Genomic DNA, 15,653 nt, shown 5'->3' on the forward strand with positions numbered 1-15,653 from the left:
AGGCTTCGAAGGCTGCGCTGGGTGCGTCTGGACGAGGCGCCAGAGACCAACCCCACGCGGGGCGGCCAGTCCCTATCAGCGGCCCACCCCCAGGAGCACGCCGAGCACGAGAACAGCAGGACTCGTGGCTGCATGGTCGCCTGTGAGTGGTCGCATCCGGCCGACGTCAGGGCAAGCGCGGACCGGCGTCCCGCTGGGCGGCGAGCCACGCCTCGACCTCGTCCGCGCCGCGGGGCAGGCCGGACGAGAGGACCTCGGCGCCGGTCGGGGTCACCAGGACGTCGTCCTCGATCCGCACTCCGATGCCGCGCAGCTCGGCCGGGACCAGCTCGTCCTCGGGCTGGAAGTACAGCCCGGGCTCGACGGTCAGCACGTAACCGGCCTCGAGCGTGCCCTCCCGGTACTTCTCCTTGCGGGCCGAGGCGCAGTCGTGCACGTCCAGGCCCAGCATGTGGCCGAACCCGTGCAGCGTCCACCGGCGGTACAGGGTCGCGTCCTTCGCCATCGCCTCCTCGACGCTCACCGGCAGGATGCCCAGGTCGGCGAGGCCCTCCGCGAGCACCCGCATGCACGCCTGGCGCACGTCGTCGACCGGGGTGCCGGGACGGATGATGTCGATCCCCGCTTGCTGGGAGCGGTGCACGATGTCGTACACCTGGCGCTGCAGCGGTGAGAACGTGCCCGACACCGGGACCGTGCGGGTCAGGTCGGCGCTGTACAGGTGCCGGTTTTCCACGCCCATGTCCATGAGCAGCAGCTCGCCCGGGTTCGTCCGGCCGTCGTTGCGCATCCAGTGCAGGATCGCCGCGTGGGCGCCGCTGCCGACGATCGAGCCGTAGGCGACCGCGTTGCCGTCGTGCCGCGCCCGCAGCCCGAACACGCCCTCGATCAGCCGCTCGCTGACCGGCCGGTCCGAAGGCAGCACCCGGGCCGCGTCCTCGAACCCGCGGACGGTCGCGTCGATCGCGTCCCGCAGCTGCTCGAGCTCCCAGGCGTCCTTCACCAGCCGCAGCTCCGACAGCACCCGGGCCAGCTCCACGTCGCGCTCGTTGCCGGCGGTGCGGACCTGGGCGTCGACGGACGGATCGAAGCCGCGCAGCACCCGGGTGTGGCCGGGCGCGCACTCGTCGAGGGCGGCCGCCAGGTCGTCGAGGTGCGCCGTGTTCAGCTGCAGCTCGGTCGCCTTCTCCGCCAGCGTGTGGCGGCGGCCGATCCACAGCTCACCGTAGTTGATGTCGCGGAAGAACTCGTCGGTGTCCCGCGGGGAACGGGGCCGCAGGTACAGCGTCGCCTCGTGCCCGCCCTCCGTCGGACGCATCAGCAGTACCGCATCCGGATCGTGCTCGCCGGTGAGCCACACGTGTTCGGTGCCCGGCCGGAACGGGTGGTGCGTGTCGTTGCTGCGCACCTTGTCCACCCCGCTCGGGATGACCAGTGTCTCGCCCGGGAACGCCGCCGAGAGGTCGGCGCGGCGTTTCGCGTGGTTGGGCGCCTCCGTCCGCGGTGCGGCGTCGAGGGCCACGTCGCGCCAGCCCGTCCGCATGAACTCGATGAACCGTTCAGGAAAGTTCGGGTCGTGCGACTGGCTACCTGCCGGCTGATGACCTGCGTCGTTCATGGCGGACCTCGTCCCGTCGCGGTGAATCGTGCTCCACGTGCGACCGTACCGTACAGTCAAATTATGTCCCAATGTATTGACTGCTTTTTGTCTCCATCGCTAGCATCGTCGGCACCCCGACAAAAGGTGTGTGCCTCACGATGATCAACAGCTATGTCGGTCCGGCGGTGGGTAACGTGATTGCCCTGCACGGGAGTCAGGGCCACCAGGCGCAGGTTCTGCGCACGCATCACCTGCCGAGGTGGCGGGCGGGCGGGTTGACCGGTGCGGTGATGCAGGTCGGCGACTGGGCCACGCTCGCCGTGCTCGTCTCCGAGGTCGCCCAGTCCGAGGGCGAGCTGGTGTTTGTCCGCACGCGGGCCGAGTTCGACAACCGGCCCGCGGGGTCGTTCGGGCTCTTCATTTCGGTGGAGGGGTACCTGTCGTTCGCCGGTGACTTCGACGCTCTCCACGCCCTGTCCGAGCTGGGGATCACCGCGTTTACGTTTTCGCACAACGTGCAGAACGTTCTTTGTACCGGCGCCAACGAGCGCTTCGGCGAGGGTGGCCTGACGCACCTGGGCAAGGCCACGCTCGCGGAGCTCGAGCGGCTGCCGGTCATGGTGGACCTGGTCCACATGTCGCGTGCGTCGTTCTGGGACGCCCTCGAGCTCTACTCCGGTGACGTGTTCGTCTCGCACTCGGACGCCGATGCGGTGAATCCGCATCCGCGCAACCTGACCGACGACCAGATCAAGGCAGTTGCCGAGCGCAACGGTGTGGTCGGGCTGAACAGCTACCGGGGCTACGTCCACCAGGATCCCTTCAAGGCGACGCTGTCGGATCTGCTCGACCATGCGATGCACGTGTACGACCTCGTCGGCCCGGAGCACATGGCGCTCGGTCTCGACTTCTGGGAAGGCCCGATGGAGCAACTCGCCGCGGTGATGGACGCCGTCGACCCGGATGGCTCGCACGGGCTGCACGGCACGGGTACTTCGGTCTACTCCCAGGGCCCGGCCGGGCTCGAGGACATCAGCCACCTGGGGAACTTCGCCGCCGGCCTGGTCGAGCGCGGGCTCAGCCAGGCCGAGGTCGACCTGGTCACCGGGGGTTCGTATCTGCGCATGCTCGAGCGGGCCCGGCCCTGACCGGCCGCCGCGACCGCCTCTTCCACCAAGTTAGGAGTCAGCTGATGTCGGAGACTGTGACTACCGAGAGCACGGCCGGGGATGCCAAGCCGCTGGAGGACCAGCAGTTCGTCACGCGGCATTCGGTGACGATCGATGGTGAGCGCATCGGCTACACGGCCAAGGTCGGCCGGATGGTGCTCCACGATGGCGAGGAGCAGACGAAGCCGAAGGTGGCGCTGTTCTATACGGCCTATCTGCGTGATGGGGTGGAGTCTCGGCGGGACCGGCCGCTGGTGTTCCTGTGGAACGGTGGGCCGGGCTCGTCGACGCTCTGGCTGCACATGTACAGCGTGGGCCCGCGCCGGATCGTGTTCGAGAGCGACCCGCTGTTCGACACCTCGCGCTGGGAACTGCAGGAGAACAAGCACTCGTTGCTGGACGTCGCCGACCTGGTCTTCCTCGACGCGCCGAGCACGGGGTTCAGCCGGGTGGCACCGGGCGAGGACGTCGAGCAGTTCTACGGAGTGGAAGCCGACGCGGCGGCAGTGGGCGACTTCGTGGTCGAGTTCATCAACCGCGAGCGTCGCGGGGACAGCCCGATCGTGTTGTTGGGCGAGAGTTACGGGACGCTGCGGACCCCGGCGGTCACCGACTACCTGCAGGGGCTGCCCGGCCTCTATGTCGACGGTGTCGTGCTGATCTCCTCGATCATGGACGTCGCCGGGGCCACCTTCGGGGTCGGCACCGCGCTGGGTGCGGTCGGGCTGCTCCCGAGCTACGCGGCCACCGGGCTCTACCACGGTGTCGTGTCCGGCGACCTGGAGTCGCTCATCGCCGAGACCGAGAACTTCGCGCTCAACGAGTACTCCGTGGCCCTGTTGAAGGGTTCGCGGCTCACCGACGGCGAGCAGGACCGGATCGCCAAACGGATGGCCGAGCTCACCGGGCTCCCGCCGGACCTCATCCGCGGCTCCAACCTGCGCGTGACATTGTGGCGCTACGTCAAGGCGCTGCTGCGCGACCGGCGTCGCACGGTCGGTCGTCTCGACACCCGCTGGACCGGCATCGACAGCGACATCGTCGGCGAGACGTTCGAGAACGATCCCAGCATGACGATGATCTGGGGGCCCGCGACGAGGGCATTCAACCGTTACGTGCGTGAGGACCTCGGCTTCGAGCCCGACCCGGGGCTGGCCTACCGCAGCATGGTCCCCTTCCCAAGTTGGAAGCCACGCCAAAGCGAGCAGAACGGCATCTGGAGTCCCCAGTTGGAGACTGCCACCCAGCTGCGCGCGTCGATGAACCGCGCTCCGCATCTCAAGGTCCTTCTGCAGAGCGGCTACTACGACCTCGGCACGCCCTACTTCTCGGCCGAAATGACCTTCGACCACCTGCACCTCGAACCCGAGCGGGCCGCCAACATCACCATCAAGCGCTACGAGTCCGGCCACATGATCCACCTGCACGAGCCGTCGCTCGTTCGCATGAAGGCCGACCTGGTCGCCTACCTCGCGACCCTCCGGAGTGCGCAATGACCGAACACGAATGGACAGGCCTGCCCCTCGGCGAGCGCGCCACTGCGTCGGCCCGGAGCACATGGCGTTCGGTCTCGACTTCCGGCTAGGCCTGATGACCCGGTCCTGACCGGTCGCCGCGACCGCCTCTTCTACCAAGTTGGGAGTCAGCTGATGCCGGAGACTGTGACTACCGAGAGCACGGCCGGGAAGGCCGCCGGGGATGCCAAGCCGTTGGAGGACCAGCAGTTCGTTACGCGGCATTCGGTGACGATTGGTGGTGAGCGCATCGACTACACGGCCAAGGTCGGCCGGATGGTGCTCCACGATGGCGAGGAGCAGACGAAGCCGAAGGTGGCGCTGTTCTATACGGCCTACCTGCGTGATGGGGTGGAGTCTCGGCGGGACCGGCCGCTGGTGTTCCTGTGGAACGGTGGGCCGGGCTCGTCGACGATCTGGCTGCACATGTACGGCCTGGGCCCGCGCCGGATCGTGTTCGAGGGCGACCCGCTGTTCGACACCTCGCGCTGGCAGTTTCAGGAGAACGCGCACTCACTGCTGGACGTCGCCGACCTGGTCTTTGTCGACCCGCCGAGCACGGGGTTCAGCCGGGTGGCACCGGGCGAGGACGTCGAGCAGTTCCACGGGGTGGAAGCCGACGCGGCGGTGGTCGGTGACTTCGTGGTCGAGTTCATCAACCGCGAGCGTCGCGGGGACAGCCCGATCGTGCTGCTGGGCGATAGCTACGGGACGCTGCGCACCCCGGCCGTCACCGACTACCTGCAGGGGCTGCCCGGCCTCTACGTCGACGGCGTCGTGCTGATCTCGTCGCTGATGGACGTCGCCGGGGCGAGTTTCGGGGTCGGCACCGCGCTGGGTGCGGTCGGGCTGCTCCCGAGCTACGCGGCCACCGGGCTTTACCACGGTGTGGTGTCCGGCGACCTTGAGCCGCTCATCGCCGCGGCTGAGGACTTCGCCGTCAACGAGTACTCCGTGGCCCTGTTGAAGGGTTCGCGGCTCACCGACGGCGAGCAGGACCGGATCGCCAAGCGAATGGCCGAGCTCACCGGGCTGTCGCCGGACCTCATCCGCGGCTCCAACCTGCGTGTCACGTCGTGGCGCTACAGGAAGGCGCTGCTGCGCGACCGGCGTCGCACGATCGGTCGTCTCGACACCCGCTGGACCGGCATCGACAGCGACATCGTCGGCGAGACGTTCGAGAACGACCCCAGCATGACGATGACCTGGGGACCCGCGACGAGGGCATTCAACCGTTACGTGCGCGAAGACCTGGGCTTCGAGGCCGACCCCGGCCTGGCCTACCGCAACCTTATCCCCTTCCCCAACTGGAAGCCGCGCCAAAGCGAGCAGAACGGCATCTGGAGTCCCCAGTTGGAGACCGCCACCCAGCTGCGCGCGTCGATGAACCGCGCTCCGCATCTCAAGGTCCTTCTGCAGAGCGGCTACTACGACCTCGGCACGCCCTACTTCTCGGCCGAAATGACCTTCGACCACCTGCACCTCGAACCCGAGCAGGCCCGCAACGTCACCATGAAGCGCTACGAGGCCGGCCACATGATCTACTTCGACGAGCCGTCGCTCGCCCGCATGAAGGCCGACCTGGTCGCCTACCTCGCGACCCTCCGGAGTGCGCAATGACCGCGGCGTACGGGCCGCCGGACTCCTCGCCCGTCGCCAGTGTCCGGGGAGCGAGCTTCCAACCCCAGTTCGGACTGGGGTTAGGGGTGCAGTTCTTCGTCGGCTGACCCCGGCAAGCCGGCGGCCGCTTCGCGCAGCCGGTCGACCACCACGCGGACTGCGGCGCGGGTAGCGGATGTGGAACGCACCGCCCCGACGACCTGGCGGCGGTAGGCCGGGCGGAGTTCACGCGTGACCACATTGTAGCGACGGTCGACAGCAAGCTCGGGCAGCAGCGCGATGGAGCCGCCGGCCTCGATGTGTTGCAGCGCGATGAGGTAGCTGTTGAAACGGCAGATGATCCGTGGCTCGAAGCCGGCCGCTCGGCAGAGCTGGGTCGCGAGGCTCGACATGTAGAGGCCTTCGGGCTCGAACGTCCATGACTCGTCGGCCAGCGTGGCGAGGTCGACGGTCTCGTGCCGAGTCGCGGGATGGCCCGGGGGCAGCACCAGGACGATGGAGTCGGTGAGCAGCGGTACGACGTCGAACTCGGATCGCATCGGCGCTTCGAACACGTCTTCCGTCGTGATGATCGCATCGACGTGGCCACGTAGCAGCGCATTCGAGCTCTCATTCGGCTCGAGCTCCTCGATGCGAACCTCAACGGCGGGGTGCTCCTTGCGCAGGGCAGCCACCGTGGGCACGACGAGCGAGTGGATAGCGCTCTGGAACGAGGCCACCTGAACCATCCCGGTGGGCTCGTTGTCCACTGCGTGGAGTTCGGCCATAGCCTCGGTCATCGCGTCCAGAATCGCGCGGCCACGCCTGGCCAGCAGATGCCCGTTCGGAGTCAGCCGGACGCTTCGTCCCGTCCGCTCGATCAGGTGCGTGCCGGCCTCGCTTTCGAGCAGCGACAACTGCTGGGACACGCTCGATGCGCTCTGATGTACCGCCTCGGCGACGGCCCGTACCGTCCCCAGCGTCTCGAGCTCGCACAGCAGGCGCAGCCGCCACGGGTTGATGGGCACGACCTCGACTCTACTGTTCGTGATCGCCGTACAACAGGTTAAGAGATGTGTGCTGGACGTGCTTCGCGAAGCGTTCCTAGCGTGTACGAGTGACCGATGCGAAGGCCGGGAACGGAACATCACGGTCGAGCTGATCGATGCCATGTCTGGGATGTGACACGCCCTCGACGGTGATCCAGCCGGTGGACTCAACCCCAACCTCGTGAGGAGATTCGAATGATCAACAGCTACGTCGGTGGGGTGGTCTATGACGTGTTGGCGCACCACGGGGTTCCGGGGAGTCGGGCGAATGTACTGCGCGATACCTACGTTCCGCGGTGGAGGGCCGGCGGGTTGACGGCTGCGGTGGTGCAGGTGTCGGACTGGCGCACGATCAACATGTACTTCGCGGAGTTCTCGCGCGCGGAGGGTGAGATCACCTACTGCGCGACGCGGGCGGACTACGACAACCGTCCGGAGGGCTCGTTCGGGATCTTCCTCTCGCTGGAGGGGCATGGTGAGCTCGCCGGTGATCTGGAGGCGCTCTACACGCTTTCCCAGTTGGGTGTCACCACGTTCACGTTCTCGCACAACCGGCAGAACCTGCTGTGTACCGGCAGCAACGAGCCGATGGAGGGCGGGTTCAGCTACTTGGGCAAGGAGACGCTCAGGGAGTTGGAGAACGTGCCGATGATGATCGATCTCGTGCACATGTCTCGGGCCTCGTTCTGGGATGCGCTGCGCTACTACGACGGTGACCTGTTCGTGTCGCATTCCAACGCCGACGCGATCTGCCCGCATCCGCGCAACCTGACCGATGATCAGATCAAGGCGGTGGCCGAGCGCAACGGGGTGGTCGGCCTGAACACGTTCCGGGGGTACGTGTCCGCGGATCCGACGAAGGCGACGCTGTCGGATCTGCTCGATCATGCGATGCACATGTGCGAGCTGGTCGGGCCGGAGCACATCAGCATCGGCGCGGACTACTGCGAGTCGCCGGTCGAGATGCTGATCCCGGTGCTGGACTGGATCGATCCGGAGGGCGCGCACGGCATCAAAGGGCGGGCCCGCGAGCTCTACAGCTCCGGCCCGGACGGCCTCGAGGACCCGAGCCGGCTGAGCGAGCTCGCCACCGGCCTGGCCGAACGCGGGCTGAGCCCGGACGAGGTCGACATGATCTGCGGCGGGTCCTACCTGCGCATGCTCGAGCGCGCTCGGCCGTCGAAATGACCGCCATGGCCAACAGCGTGTTCAAGAACGACGCCACCGCCGAACGTGCTATGTCCGAGATCGCGAAGGTGGTCGAAGGCTACTGCGCCGAGCGCCACGAGCTGACTGTCATCGCCGGCATCACGCAGGGCGGGACGCGTCATATCAGGTCGTTCCGGTCTTCCGATGCCAAGCAAGCGTCGGTCGCCGGCGAGAAGGCCGTCTACGAGATCGGCTCGTTCTCGAATGTCTTCACCACGGCGCTGTTGGCCGTCATGGAGTCGAAGGGGATGATTTCACTCGACGACACCACATCCACGGCCGGCGTCGATCGCATCGGCAAGATCCTCGCCAGGATGGTCGACCAGGATGTGCGCACCTGCTACCTGCAATACCGCAAGGAGCACCTCTACGAACAGCGGCGCGTCGCCGGAATCGCTCGTCCGCGCCGCAGCGGATGGGCATATTCGACCATTCGAATGTCGGTGCTCGGCCATGTCTTGGACGTAGCGGCCGGCCAGTCGTACGAACGCCTCCTCAGGGAGTTCGTCTGCGAGCCCCTGGGCCTGCGTGACACCGCGTACAGGATCACGGACGAGCAACTGGCCCGGGTGGCACGGGGCGACGACGAAACGGACCGGCCCTCACCGGTTTGGTACTGGGACGTGATGGTGCCGCAAGGCGGCCTCCGCTCCACATTGGACGACATGCTCGCCTTTGCGGAAGCCAACCTCAGCAACGACGGGTCACAGCTGTCGACCGACCTGCGGCGCGCCCGTGAAACGCACTTCGAGTGGCCCGAGAGCTACGAGCGTCTGCCCGGCAAGACCCCGCCGTTCAGGCAAGCGCTCGGCTGGCGCAGACACGAGGGGCCGAGCGGCATTGTCTCGTCCCACGGCGGTGCGACCCGTTCAAGCCAGTCGTACCTCGGCGTATGCGAACAGACGCAAACGGGCCTCGTGGCGTTCGTGTCGAGTGACAAGAATCTGGACGACATCCACGTCTTCCCGGCGTTCGCCGACGGGTTGATGCACAAGGCGATGGAGGTCGTCGCCGCGTGACAACGTTTGACCTGAAGGCCCGCACTTTGCCGGACATCCTGAGGTGGCAGGCCGAACGGCGTCCTGACGACGCGTTCCTGCAGTTCGGGCGGGCGGCCGCCACGACGTTCGGTGCGGTCGAGCTGCGGACGAATCAGCTCGCGCACGGCCTTCGCAGCCTCGGCGTGGGCCGCGGACATCGCGTCGCCATGATTCTGCCCAACTGCGTCGAGATCGTGACGACCTGGTTCGCCCTCGCCAAGCTCGGCGCGGTCCAGGTGCCCATCAACGTCGAGTTGCGCGGCCTCCTGCTGGCTCACGTCCTTGGCAACTCAGGGGCGGAGGTGCTCGTATGCCATCGCGAGTTCCTGGCCGTCATCGCCCCTGTGGTGAATCAGCAGGCAGCCCTGCGAACCGTCGTCGTCGTCGCCGGTGGCGTCGAGGACGCGCGCGCCGCGGGCATCACGGCCGATTGCGTCCTGACCTACCCGGAACTGTTCACCGGGCCGTCGACCTCGCTCGACGTCGACGTGAGCTATACCGATCCACTGGCCATCCTGTACACATCCGGCACCACGGGCCCCGCCAAGGGCGTCGTCATGCCGCACCATCAGTACTACGTCTGGGTCGAGCTCTACGCGCGCAGTCTGCAGCTGACGAGCGACGACAGCTACTTCACCCCGTTACCGCTCTTCCACGCCGATGGGCAGTTGTGGGGGGTCTACTTCCCGCTGGTGTTCGGCACGAAGGGCACCTTTGTCGAGCGCTTCAGTGCGAGCCGCTATTGGGAACAGGTCCGGGAGAGCGGCGCGACGGCGACGAACATGCTCGGCTCCATGGGCCACATCCTCTGGAAGCAGGAGCCGTCTGCCCGAGACGCCGACAATCCGTTGCGCGTCGCTCAGGCGCTGCCGATGGTGGCCTTCAAGCGGGACTTCGAGGAGCGCTTCGGCCTGCGCCTCGTCACGGGTTATGGCCAGACCGAGACGAACTGGGTCTCCTACGACACACCCGACCAGTGGCGTCCGGGTTCGTGCGGCAAGGTCGCGGACGAGCACTTCGAGGTGGGCATCGTGGACGATCTCGACCAGCCACTGCCGCCGGGCGCGATCGGCGAGATCGTCGTGCGTCCGAAGCAGCCTTGGTCGATGTCCTCGGGGTACCACGCGATGCCGGACGAAACGCTCGGTGCGTGGCGCAACCTCTGGTTCCACAGCGGGGACGCCGGGTATCTCGACGAGGACGGCTGGCTCTACTTCCGCGACCGGATCAAGGACGTGATCCGACGGCGGGGTTCGAACATCTCGGCGTTCGAGCTCGAGTCCGTCATCGAAGCACACCCGCTGGTGCAAGAGTGCGCCGCGGTTGCCGTGCCCTCGGAGCTCAGCGAGGACGACGTACTGGTCTTCGTCGTGGTTGCCGACGGCACGTCGCTCGATCCCGCGGAGCTGATGGCCTACTGCCGCGAGCACCTGCCGCGCTTCATGGTGCCGCGCTACCTGGACATCGGCAGCGAACGGCTGCCGCGCACCCCGACACAGAAGATCGCCAAGCCGGAGCTACGCCTTCGGGGCGTCGGCCCGTCGACCTGGGATGTCGAGGTCGCCGGATGACTACCGTGGCCGGCGCCACGCACAACCACATCAGGCACCCCCGCAGCACCTGGGCCTCGTCCCAGCCGACCTCCGCCAACACGACGCACTCAGAGGAGCCCGCCCGTGACTGATCTCGCCGCCCGCTACGCCAAGGCAGAGTCGATGCTGCCGCACAAGATGAAGAAGCTCGTAACGTCTTTCAACGTGGTGCCGGGTTGGACCGGTGACGGTGAGACGTTCTGGTACCGCAAGCACACCAGCGCCGGCCATGAGTTCGTCGTGGTCGACGCCGAGGCGGGCACCAAGCGGCCGGCGTTCGACCACGCACGGCTGGCCGCGGCCCTGTCCGCTGTGCTGGAGACCGAGGTCGACCCGACGGCCATGCCGCTGACCGACCTTGAGCTGCGCGACGATGCCGTGCGGCTCACCTCCGGCTCAGTGCAGCTGGAGGTGGCCCTCGACAGCTACACCGCGACGGTCATCGGTCCGGTGCGCACGGATGAGGCGCTGTCACCGGACGGTCGCTGGGCGGTGCTGCAGCGCGACCACAACCTCTACCTACGTGACACGACCACCGACGAGGAGCGGCAGCTCACCACCGACGGCGTGGACGGGCACGCCTACGGCGGGATGAACGACCAGGTCTCCGGCCACGTGATGCGCGAGAACCTCGGAATCAGCTGGCCGCCGATGGTGGTGTGGTCACCCGACTCGACGCGCTTCGTGACGCACCGCCTCGACCAGCGTGCCGTCGAGCTGATGCATCTGGTGCGCTCCTCGCCGTTCGACGGAGGCCGGCCGCGGCTGCTGTCCTACCGCTACGCGCTGCCCGGTGACGAGCACGTCGCAAGCGCCGAGTTTTTCGTCTTCGACGCCGTCACCGGCGAGTCGGTCCAAGCCAAGTGCGAGCCGATCAACATGCCCTTCGTGTCCGCTATCAACTACGGCTGGGTGTGGTGGAGCCAGGACCAGACGAAGGTGTACTGGCTGTCCAACGACCGCGGCGACCACAACGTCGCCCTGCGCCAGCTCGACCCGGACACCGGCGAGGTCACCGTGCTGGTCGAGGAGAGCAGCCCGTCGCACATCCTCTACGGCCCGCAGCAGCAGGACCGCAACGTGCGCACCCTGTCGACCGGTGAGGTGCTGTGGTGGTCCCAGCGCACCGGGTGGGCCCACCTCTACCTGTACCGCACAGACGGTTCAGTCACCACGCTGACCTCGGGCGACTGGATGGTGCGGCACGTCGTGACCATCGATGAGCAAGCGCGACGGGTCGTGTTCACGGCCGGCGGCCACGACCCGGACGCCGACCCGTACCTGCAGCAGCTGTGCTCGGTATCGCTCGACGGCGGGGAGGTCACCGCGATCACGGCCGACGGTCTCGATCACGCCACCACACCGTCGCCGTCCGGCAGGTTCTTCGTCGACGTCACCTCCCGCTGGGACACGCCGCCGCACTCGGTGCTGCGCGACCGAACGGGTGCGGTGGTGCTCGAGCTCGAGCGGTCGGACGCCACCGCGCTCTACGCCGCCGGCTGGGCCCCGCCCGAACGGACCGTGGTGAAAGCGGCTGACGGCGTGACGGACATCTACTGCGCGGTCTACAAGCCGTTCGACTTCGACCCGGCGAACACGTACCCGGTGCTCGATTGCATCTACCCCGGTCCGCAGATCTCCTGCGCTCCTCTGCGATTCCCGCTCTCGGGCGGCACGTTCACAGGAGCGGCGATGGCGTTCAACTATCCCGAGGCCGTCGCGGCGCTCGGGTTCGTGGTGGTGGTGGTGGACGGGCGGGGCGGCGCGCTGCGGTCGCAACCCTTCCAGGACTTCTCCCGCGTGTCCGGCAACGCCGTCTTCGTGGACGACCACGTCGCCGCCATCGAGCAGCTTGCCGAGGGCCGCCCTTGGATGGATCTGGATCGGGTCGGGATCTACGGTTACTCGGCAGGTGGCTACGCCTCCGCCCGGGCGATCCTGCAGGCGCCCGACTTCTACAAGGTCGCGGTGTCCTCCGCCGGCAACCACGACAACCGAATCAACCACTCCTGGTGGGGCGAGAAGTTCTTCGGCCTCACCTCCGACTTCGACTTCGCTGCGCAGGCGAACGTCTCGCTCGCCGACAAACTCGCGGGCAAGCTGCTGCTCATCCACGGGGAGATGGACGACAACGCCACCCCGCACGGCACGATGCGGCTGGTCGACGCCCTCATCAAGGCGAACAAGGACTTCGACCTGCTCATCATCCCGAACGCCGACCATTTCATGATGGTGAACAGGGCCTACTTCCTCCGGCGGCGGTGGGACTACTTCGTCCAACACCTCCTGGGCGAAACCCCACCGCCCTACCGCATCGACGACATTCCGGTCGAGCTGTAGGCGGCTGGCCGGTCACAGCAGGCGTTCAGACGAATGGGTGGGCCGCGCAGCGAGGTGTCAGCCGTTGGGCTGCTGCTTCTCCGCGCGGCCGCCCGCCGAACCGGACCAGCACGCCAACGGCATCGAATGCGGCAAGACGTGGCGCCGGCGCACGAGGAGTGCGGCGGCGCCACGTCTTGCGAAGTGTCCCCTACGGGTTGCGGAACGGACCGGTCAGGCCCCTGCCAGGGACCTGACCGTCGTCACGTCGACAAGACGCGTGAGCGCCTTGCGGATGTGCTCGTGTCGCTGCCGGTCCACCCGAGCCGTCACGGTGATCCTGGCCTTCCCGCGACGGAGGTCGCTCGACCATGTGAGTGTGAGAACGTCGACGCCGCGGCGGTGCAGTGTGGAGACAACCCGGGCGAACGCGAGCGTTGTCGCATCGACCTCGAGATCCAGCACGATATCCTGCTCGCCCGCCGCTGCATTCGCCGGCGGTCGCGGGCAACCGCACTCATCTTCCGCCTGCTCCTGTGCGGCGGCAGCTCTGCGGTGCGAATCGGCTGAGACCACAGCGAGTGTCACGTTCAGCTCGCGCTCCGACTGGTCGCTCATCTGCTTTTGACTCCTCAGGCTGGGGCGCTGACCGACCACTTCGCCGCCGGCAGACGGGCTCGCCGCCGTCGACCTGTTCGATCCAGACGTGGGAATCAGCGGAGCGCCTCGCGCTCGGCCGCGTCCCAGCCGCGTAGCACGTGGAGATCGGGCAGGTCGGCCAGCCCGGCCGAGAAGTCGGGGGAGGGCACGGCGCCGCTGGTCTGCACGTCGATCAGGGCCGGCGCCGCTGTCAGCGCGTGCCGTATGGCCGGTTCGAGCTCCTCGATGCGGGTGACGCGTTGGGCGTGCAGCCCCAGAGCGCTCGCGATCAGGTCGTAGCGGCAGCCCGGCAGTTCGGTGTTGAAGCGGGGGTTCGCCGCATAGTTCTCGACGTGGTCAAGCCGCTCGATGTTCCACGCCTGGTTGTTGCTGATGACGAAGACGGGTCGGGCGCCACACCGGCGGGCGGTGTCCAGCTCCATGGCGTTGAAGCCGAACGCCCCGTCTCCGATCACGGCGACGACGCGGCGGTCGGGGTGGATCAGCGACGCGGCCACCGCGAAGGGCACCCCGACGCCGAGCGAGCCGAACGTGCCCGTGTCCAGGCGGGCCGGCGGCTGGAGGCCGACCCGGGCAAAGGACAGGATGTCGCCGCCGTCGGCGATCAGCAGCGCCTGCGGGTCGTCGAGCGTGCGGTTGAGCACCTCGATCAGCGCGTTCGGATGGATGCGCCCGTCCGGGCCGTAGGGCGTGGCCCGGGCCTTCACGACCCAGTCCTGCCGGCGGCGCCGGTCGTCGCCGCACAGCCGCTCGCGCCAGGCGGTGTCCGGGTCGCGAGGCGCGACGTCGAGCTCGGTCAGCGCCGACAGCACGCGGCAGGGGTCCCCCTTGACCTGGACCTCGGGCGCGCGGTTCTCGGCCAGCTCCTCGAAGCTGCGGCCGATGCGGACGAAGGCGCGGGCGGAGCCGAACACTGCCGGCGAGCCGTAGCCGAGGGCGAAGTCGAGCCGCCGACCGATCGTGATCACCGTGTCGGCCTGGCTCATGGCCGCCGAACGAACGGCCGGGACGTAGCCGGCGTGCGTTGTGGGCACCAGGCCCCGGCTCTCGGGGGTGTCGAGATACAGCGCGCCGGTCGCGTCCAGGAAGTCCACGATCGCTTGCGGGCGCGGGGCTGCGCCGCGGCCGCTGATGACGACGGGCCGGCGACTTCGCCGGACCGCTGACGCGGCGGCCTGGAGCGCTCCGTCGTCGGGGTCCATCGGGTTTGCCGCTGTCCGGACGCCGCCGATCGCGCCGGGGTTGTACCACCGGGCCAGGCCGCGCAGGACGTCCACGGGGAAGTCCAGGTAGGCCGGACCGGACGGCCCGTCCTCGCCGAGCGCGGCCGCGACGGCGGCGTGCAGGAACGGCAGCAGCTGCCGGTCGTGACCGACGGTTCGCGCGAAGCGGGTGACGGGACGCACGAGCCCGGCCTGGTCGAGTTCTTCGAGGGCACCGAGGCCGAGCTGGCCCCGAGGGGGTACGGCCGACAGCACGAGCACGGGCGAGCGCGCCGAAAAGGCCGCCGCCAGGCCGGTGACGGCGTTCGTCAGCCCGGGACCGGTGGTGACCGTGGCAACCGCGAGTTGCCCGGTCAGGTCGGCCTCGGCCTGGGCCATGTGCACGGCGGCGACCTCGTGACGGACGTCGACGACCTGCAGCCCCGCGTGCGTGGCCTCCTCCCAGATCGGCTTGATGTGGCTTCCGGTGAGCCCGTAGATGCGGCGGACGCCGGCCCGCACCAGGAACGCGGCCACCGCGTGGGCGACGGTGCGCGGCCGGGCCAGGAAGGCTTCGGAGAGGTGCGGCACGGTTACGTCCTCCGGAGGTTCGTCTCCCGTCGGGTGGGCGATCGGCCCTTGGCGGTGACTCCGGTGCCGGGCGCCGCAGTTGGGAGATAATGTATGCCCTACTATGCTA

Annotated in this window: 11 protein-coding genes; 7 read left to right on the forward strand and 4 right to left on the reverse strand. The window is 68.0% G+C overall.

Annotation, left to right across the window (positions count from 1 at the left end; all coding sequences use genetic code 11):
* Positions 1 to 166: 166 nt before the first annotated feature.
* The gene (locus ACQPY0_RS18080) at positions 167 to 1,618 is read right to left on the reverse strand and encodes an aminopeptidase P family protein (RefSeq protein WP_432990267.1); all 1,452 of its coding nucleotides are present in this window, start codon (positions 1,616 to 1,618) and stop codon (positions 167 to 169) included.
* 140 nt (positions 1,619 to 1,758) lie between these two features.
* On the opposite strand from ACQPY0_RS18080, the gene ACQPY0_RS18085 reads away from it, so the two are divergent.
* From ACQPY0_RS18085 to ACQPY0_RS18095, 3 genes are all read left to right on the forward strand, one after another.
* Positions 1,759 to 2,748, forward strand: coding sequence for a dipeptidase (locus ACQPY0_RS18085; RefSeq protein WP_432990269.1), 990 nt, complete (start codon positions 1,759 to 1,761; stop codon positions 2,746 to 2,748).
* 44 nt (positions 2,749 to 2,792) lie between these two features.
* The gene (locus ACQPY0_RS18090) at positions 2,793 to 4,265 is read left to right on the forward strand and encodes a S10 family peptidase (protein ID WP_432990271.1); all 1,473 of its coding nucleotides are present in this window, start codon (positions 2,793 to 2,795) and stop codon (positions 4,263 to 4,265) included.
* A 153-nt stretch (positions 4,266 to 4,418) separates the two neighbouring features.
* A complete protein-coding gene (locus tag ACQPY0_RS18095; protein ID WP_432990273.1) occupies positions 4,419 to 5,903 on the forward strand; it encodes a S10 family peptidase in 1,485 nt (494 codons plus the stop codon).
* 80 nt (positions 5,904 to 5,983) lie between these two features.
* On the opposite strand, the gene ACQPY0_RS18100 is transcribed toward ACQPY0_RS18095, so the two are convergent.
* Complete coding sequence (locus ACQPY0_RS18100) at positions 5,984 to 6,910, reverse strand: LysR substrate-binding domain-containing protein (RefSeq protein ID WP_432990275.1); 927 nt, start codon at positions 6,908 to 6,910, stop codon at positions 5,984 to 5,986.
* Between the two features lie 333 nt (positions 6,911 to 7,243).
* Here ACQPY0_RS18100 and ACQPY0_RS18105 point away from each other — a divergent pair, with 333 nt between their 5' ends.
* The 4 genes from ACQPY0_RS18105 to ACQPY0_RS18120 all read left to right on the forward strand — a co-directional run bounded on the left by ACQPY0_RS18105 (position 7,244) and on the right by ACQPY0_RS18120 (position 13,112).
* Positions 7,244 to 8,119 carry a dipeptidase gene (locus ACQPY0_RS18105; protein WP_432990277.1) on the forward strand — a complete coding sequence of 292 codons (876 nt, stop codon included), beginning with the start codon at positions 7,244 to 7,246 and terminating at the stop codon, positions 8,117 to 8,119.
* 5 nt (positions 8,120 to 8,124) lie between these two features.
* On the forward strand, positions 8,125 to 9,159 hold the full coding sequence (locus ACQPY0_RS18110) for a serine hydrolase domain-containing protein (protein WP_432990278.1): 1,035 nt from the start codon (positions 8,125 to 8,127) through the stop codon (positions 9,157 to 9,159).
* Complete coding sequence (locus ACQPY0_RS18115; protein WP_432990280.1) at positions 9,156 to 10,751, forward strand: AMP-binding protein; 1,596 nt, start codon at positions 9,156 to 9,158, stop codon at positions 10,749 to 10,751. The genes ACQPY0_RS18110 and ACQPY0_RS18115 overlap by 4 nt, the downstream gene beginning before the upstream one ends.
* Positions 10,752 to 10,856: 105 nt before the next feature.
* Positions 10,857 to 13,112, forward strand: coding sequence for a DPP IV N-terminal domain-containing protein (locus tag ACQPY0_RS18120; protein ID WP_432990282.1), 2,256 nt, complete (start codon positions 10,857 to 10,859; stop codon positions 13,110 to 13,112).
* Between the two features lie 213 nt (positions 13,113 to 13,325).
* Here the strand turns inward: ACQPY0_RS18120 and ACQPY0_RS18125 are convergent, their stop codons facing one another.
* Positions 13,326 to 13,709, reverse strand: a complete 384-nt coding sequence (locus ACQPY0_RS18125) for a hypothetical protein (RefSeq protein ID WP_432990284.1) — start codon at positions 13,707 to 13,709, stop codon at positions 13,326 to 13,328.
* A gap of 95 nt (positions 13,710 to 13,804) precedes the next feature.
* The gene (locus tag ACQPY0_RS18130; protein WP_432990286.1) at positions 13,805 to 15,544 is read right to left on the reverse strand and encodes a thiamine pyrophosphate-binding protein; all 1,740 of its coding nucleotides are present in this window, start codon (positions 15,542 to 15,544) and stop codon (positions 13,805 to 13,807) included.
* Between the last annotated feature and the right edge of the window lie 109 nt (positions 15,545 to 15,653).

The organism is Dactylosporangium sp. CA-233914 (assembly GCF_050942935.1).
Classification (GTDB): Bacteria; Actinomycetota; Actinomycetes; order Mycobacteriales; family Micromonosporaceae; genus Dactylosporangium.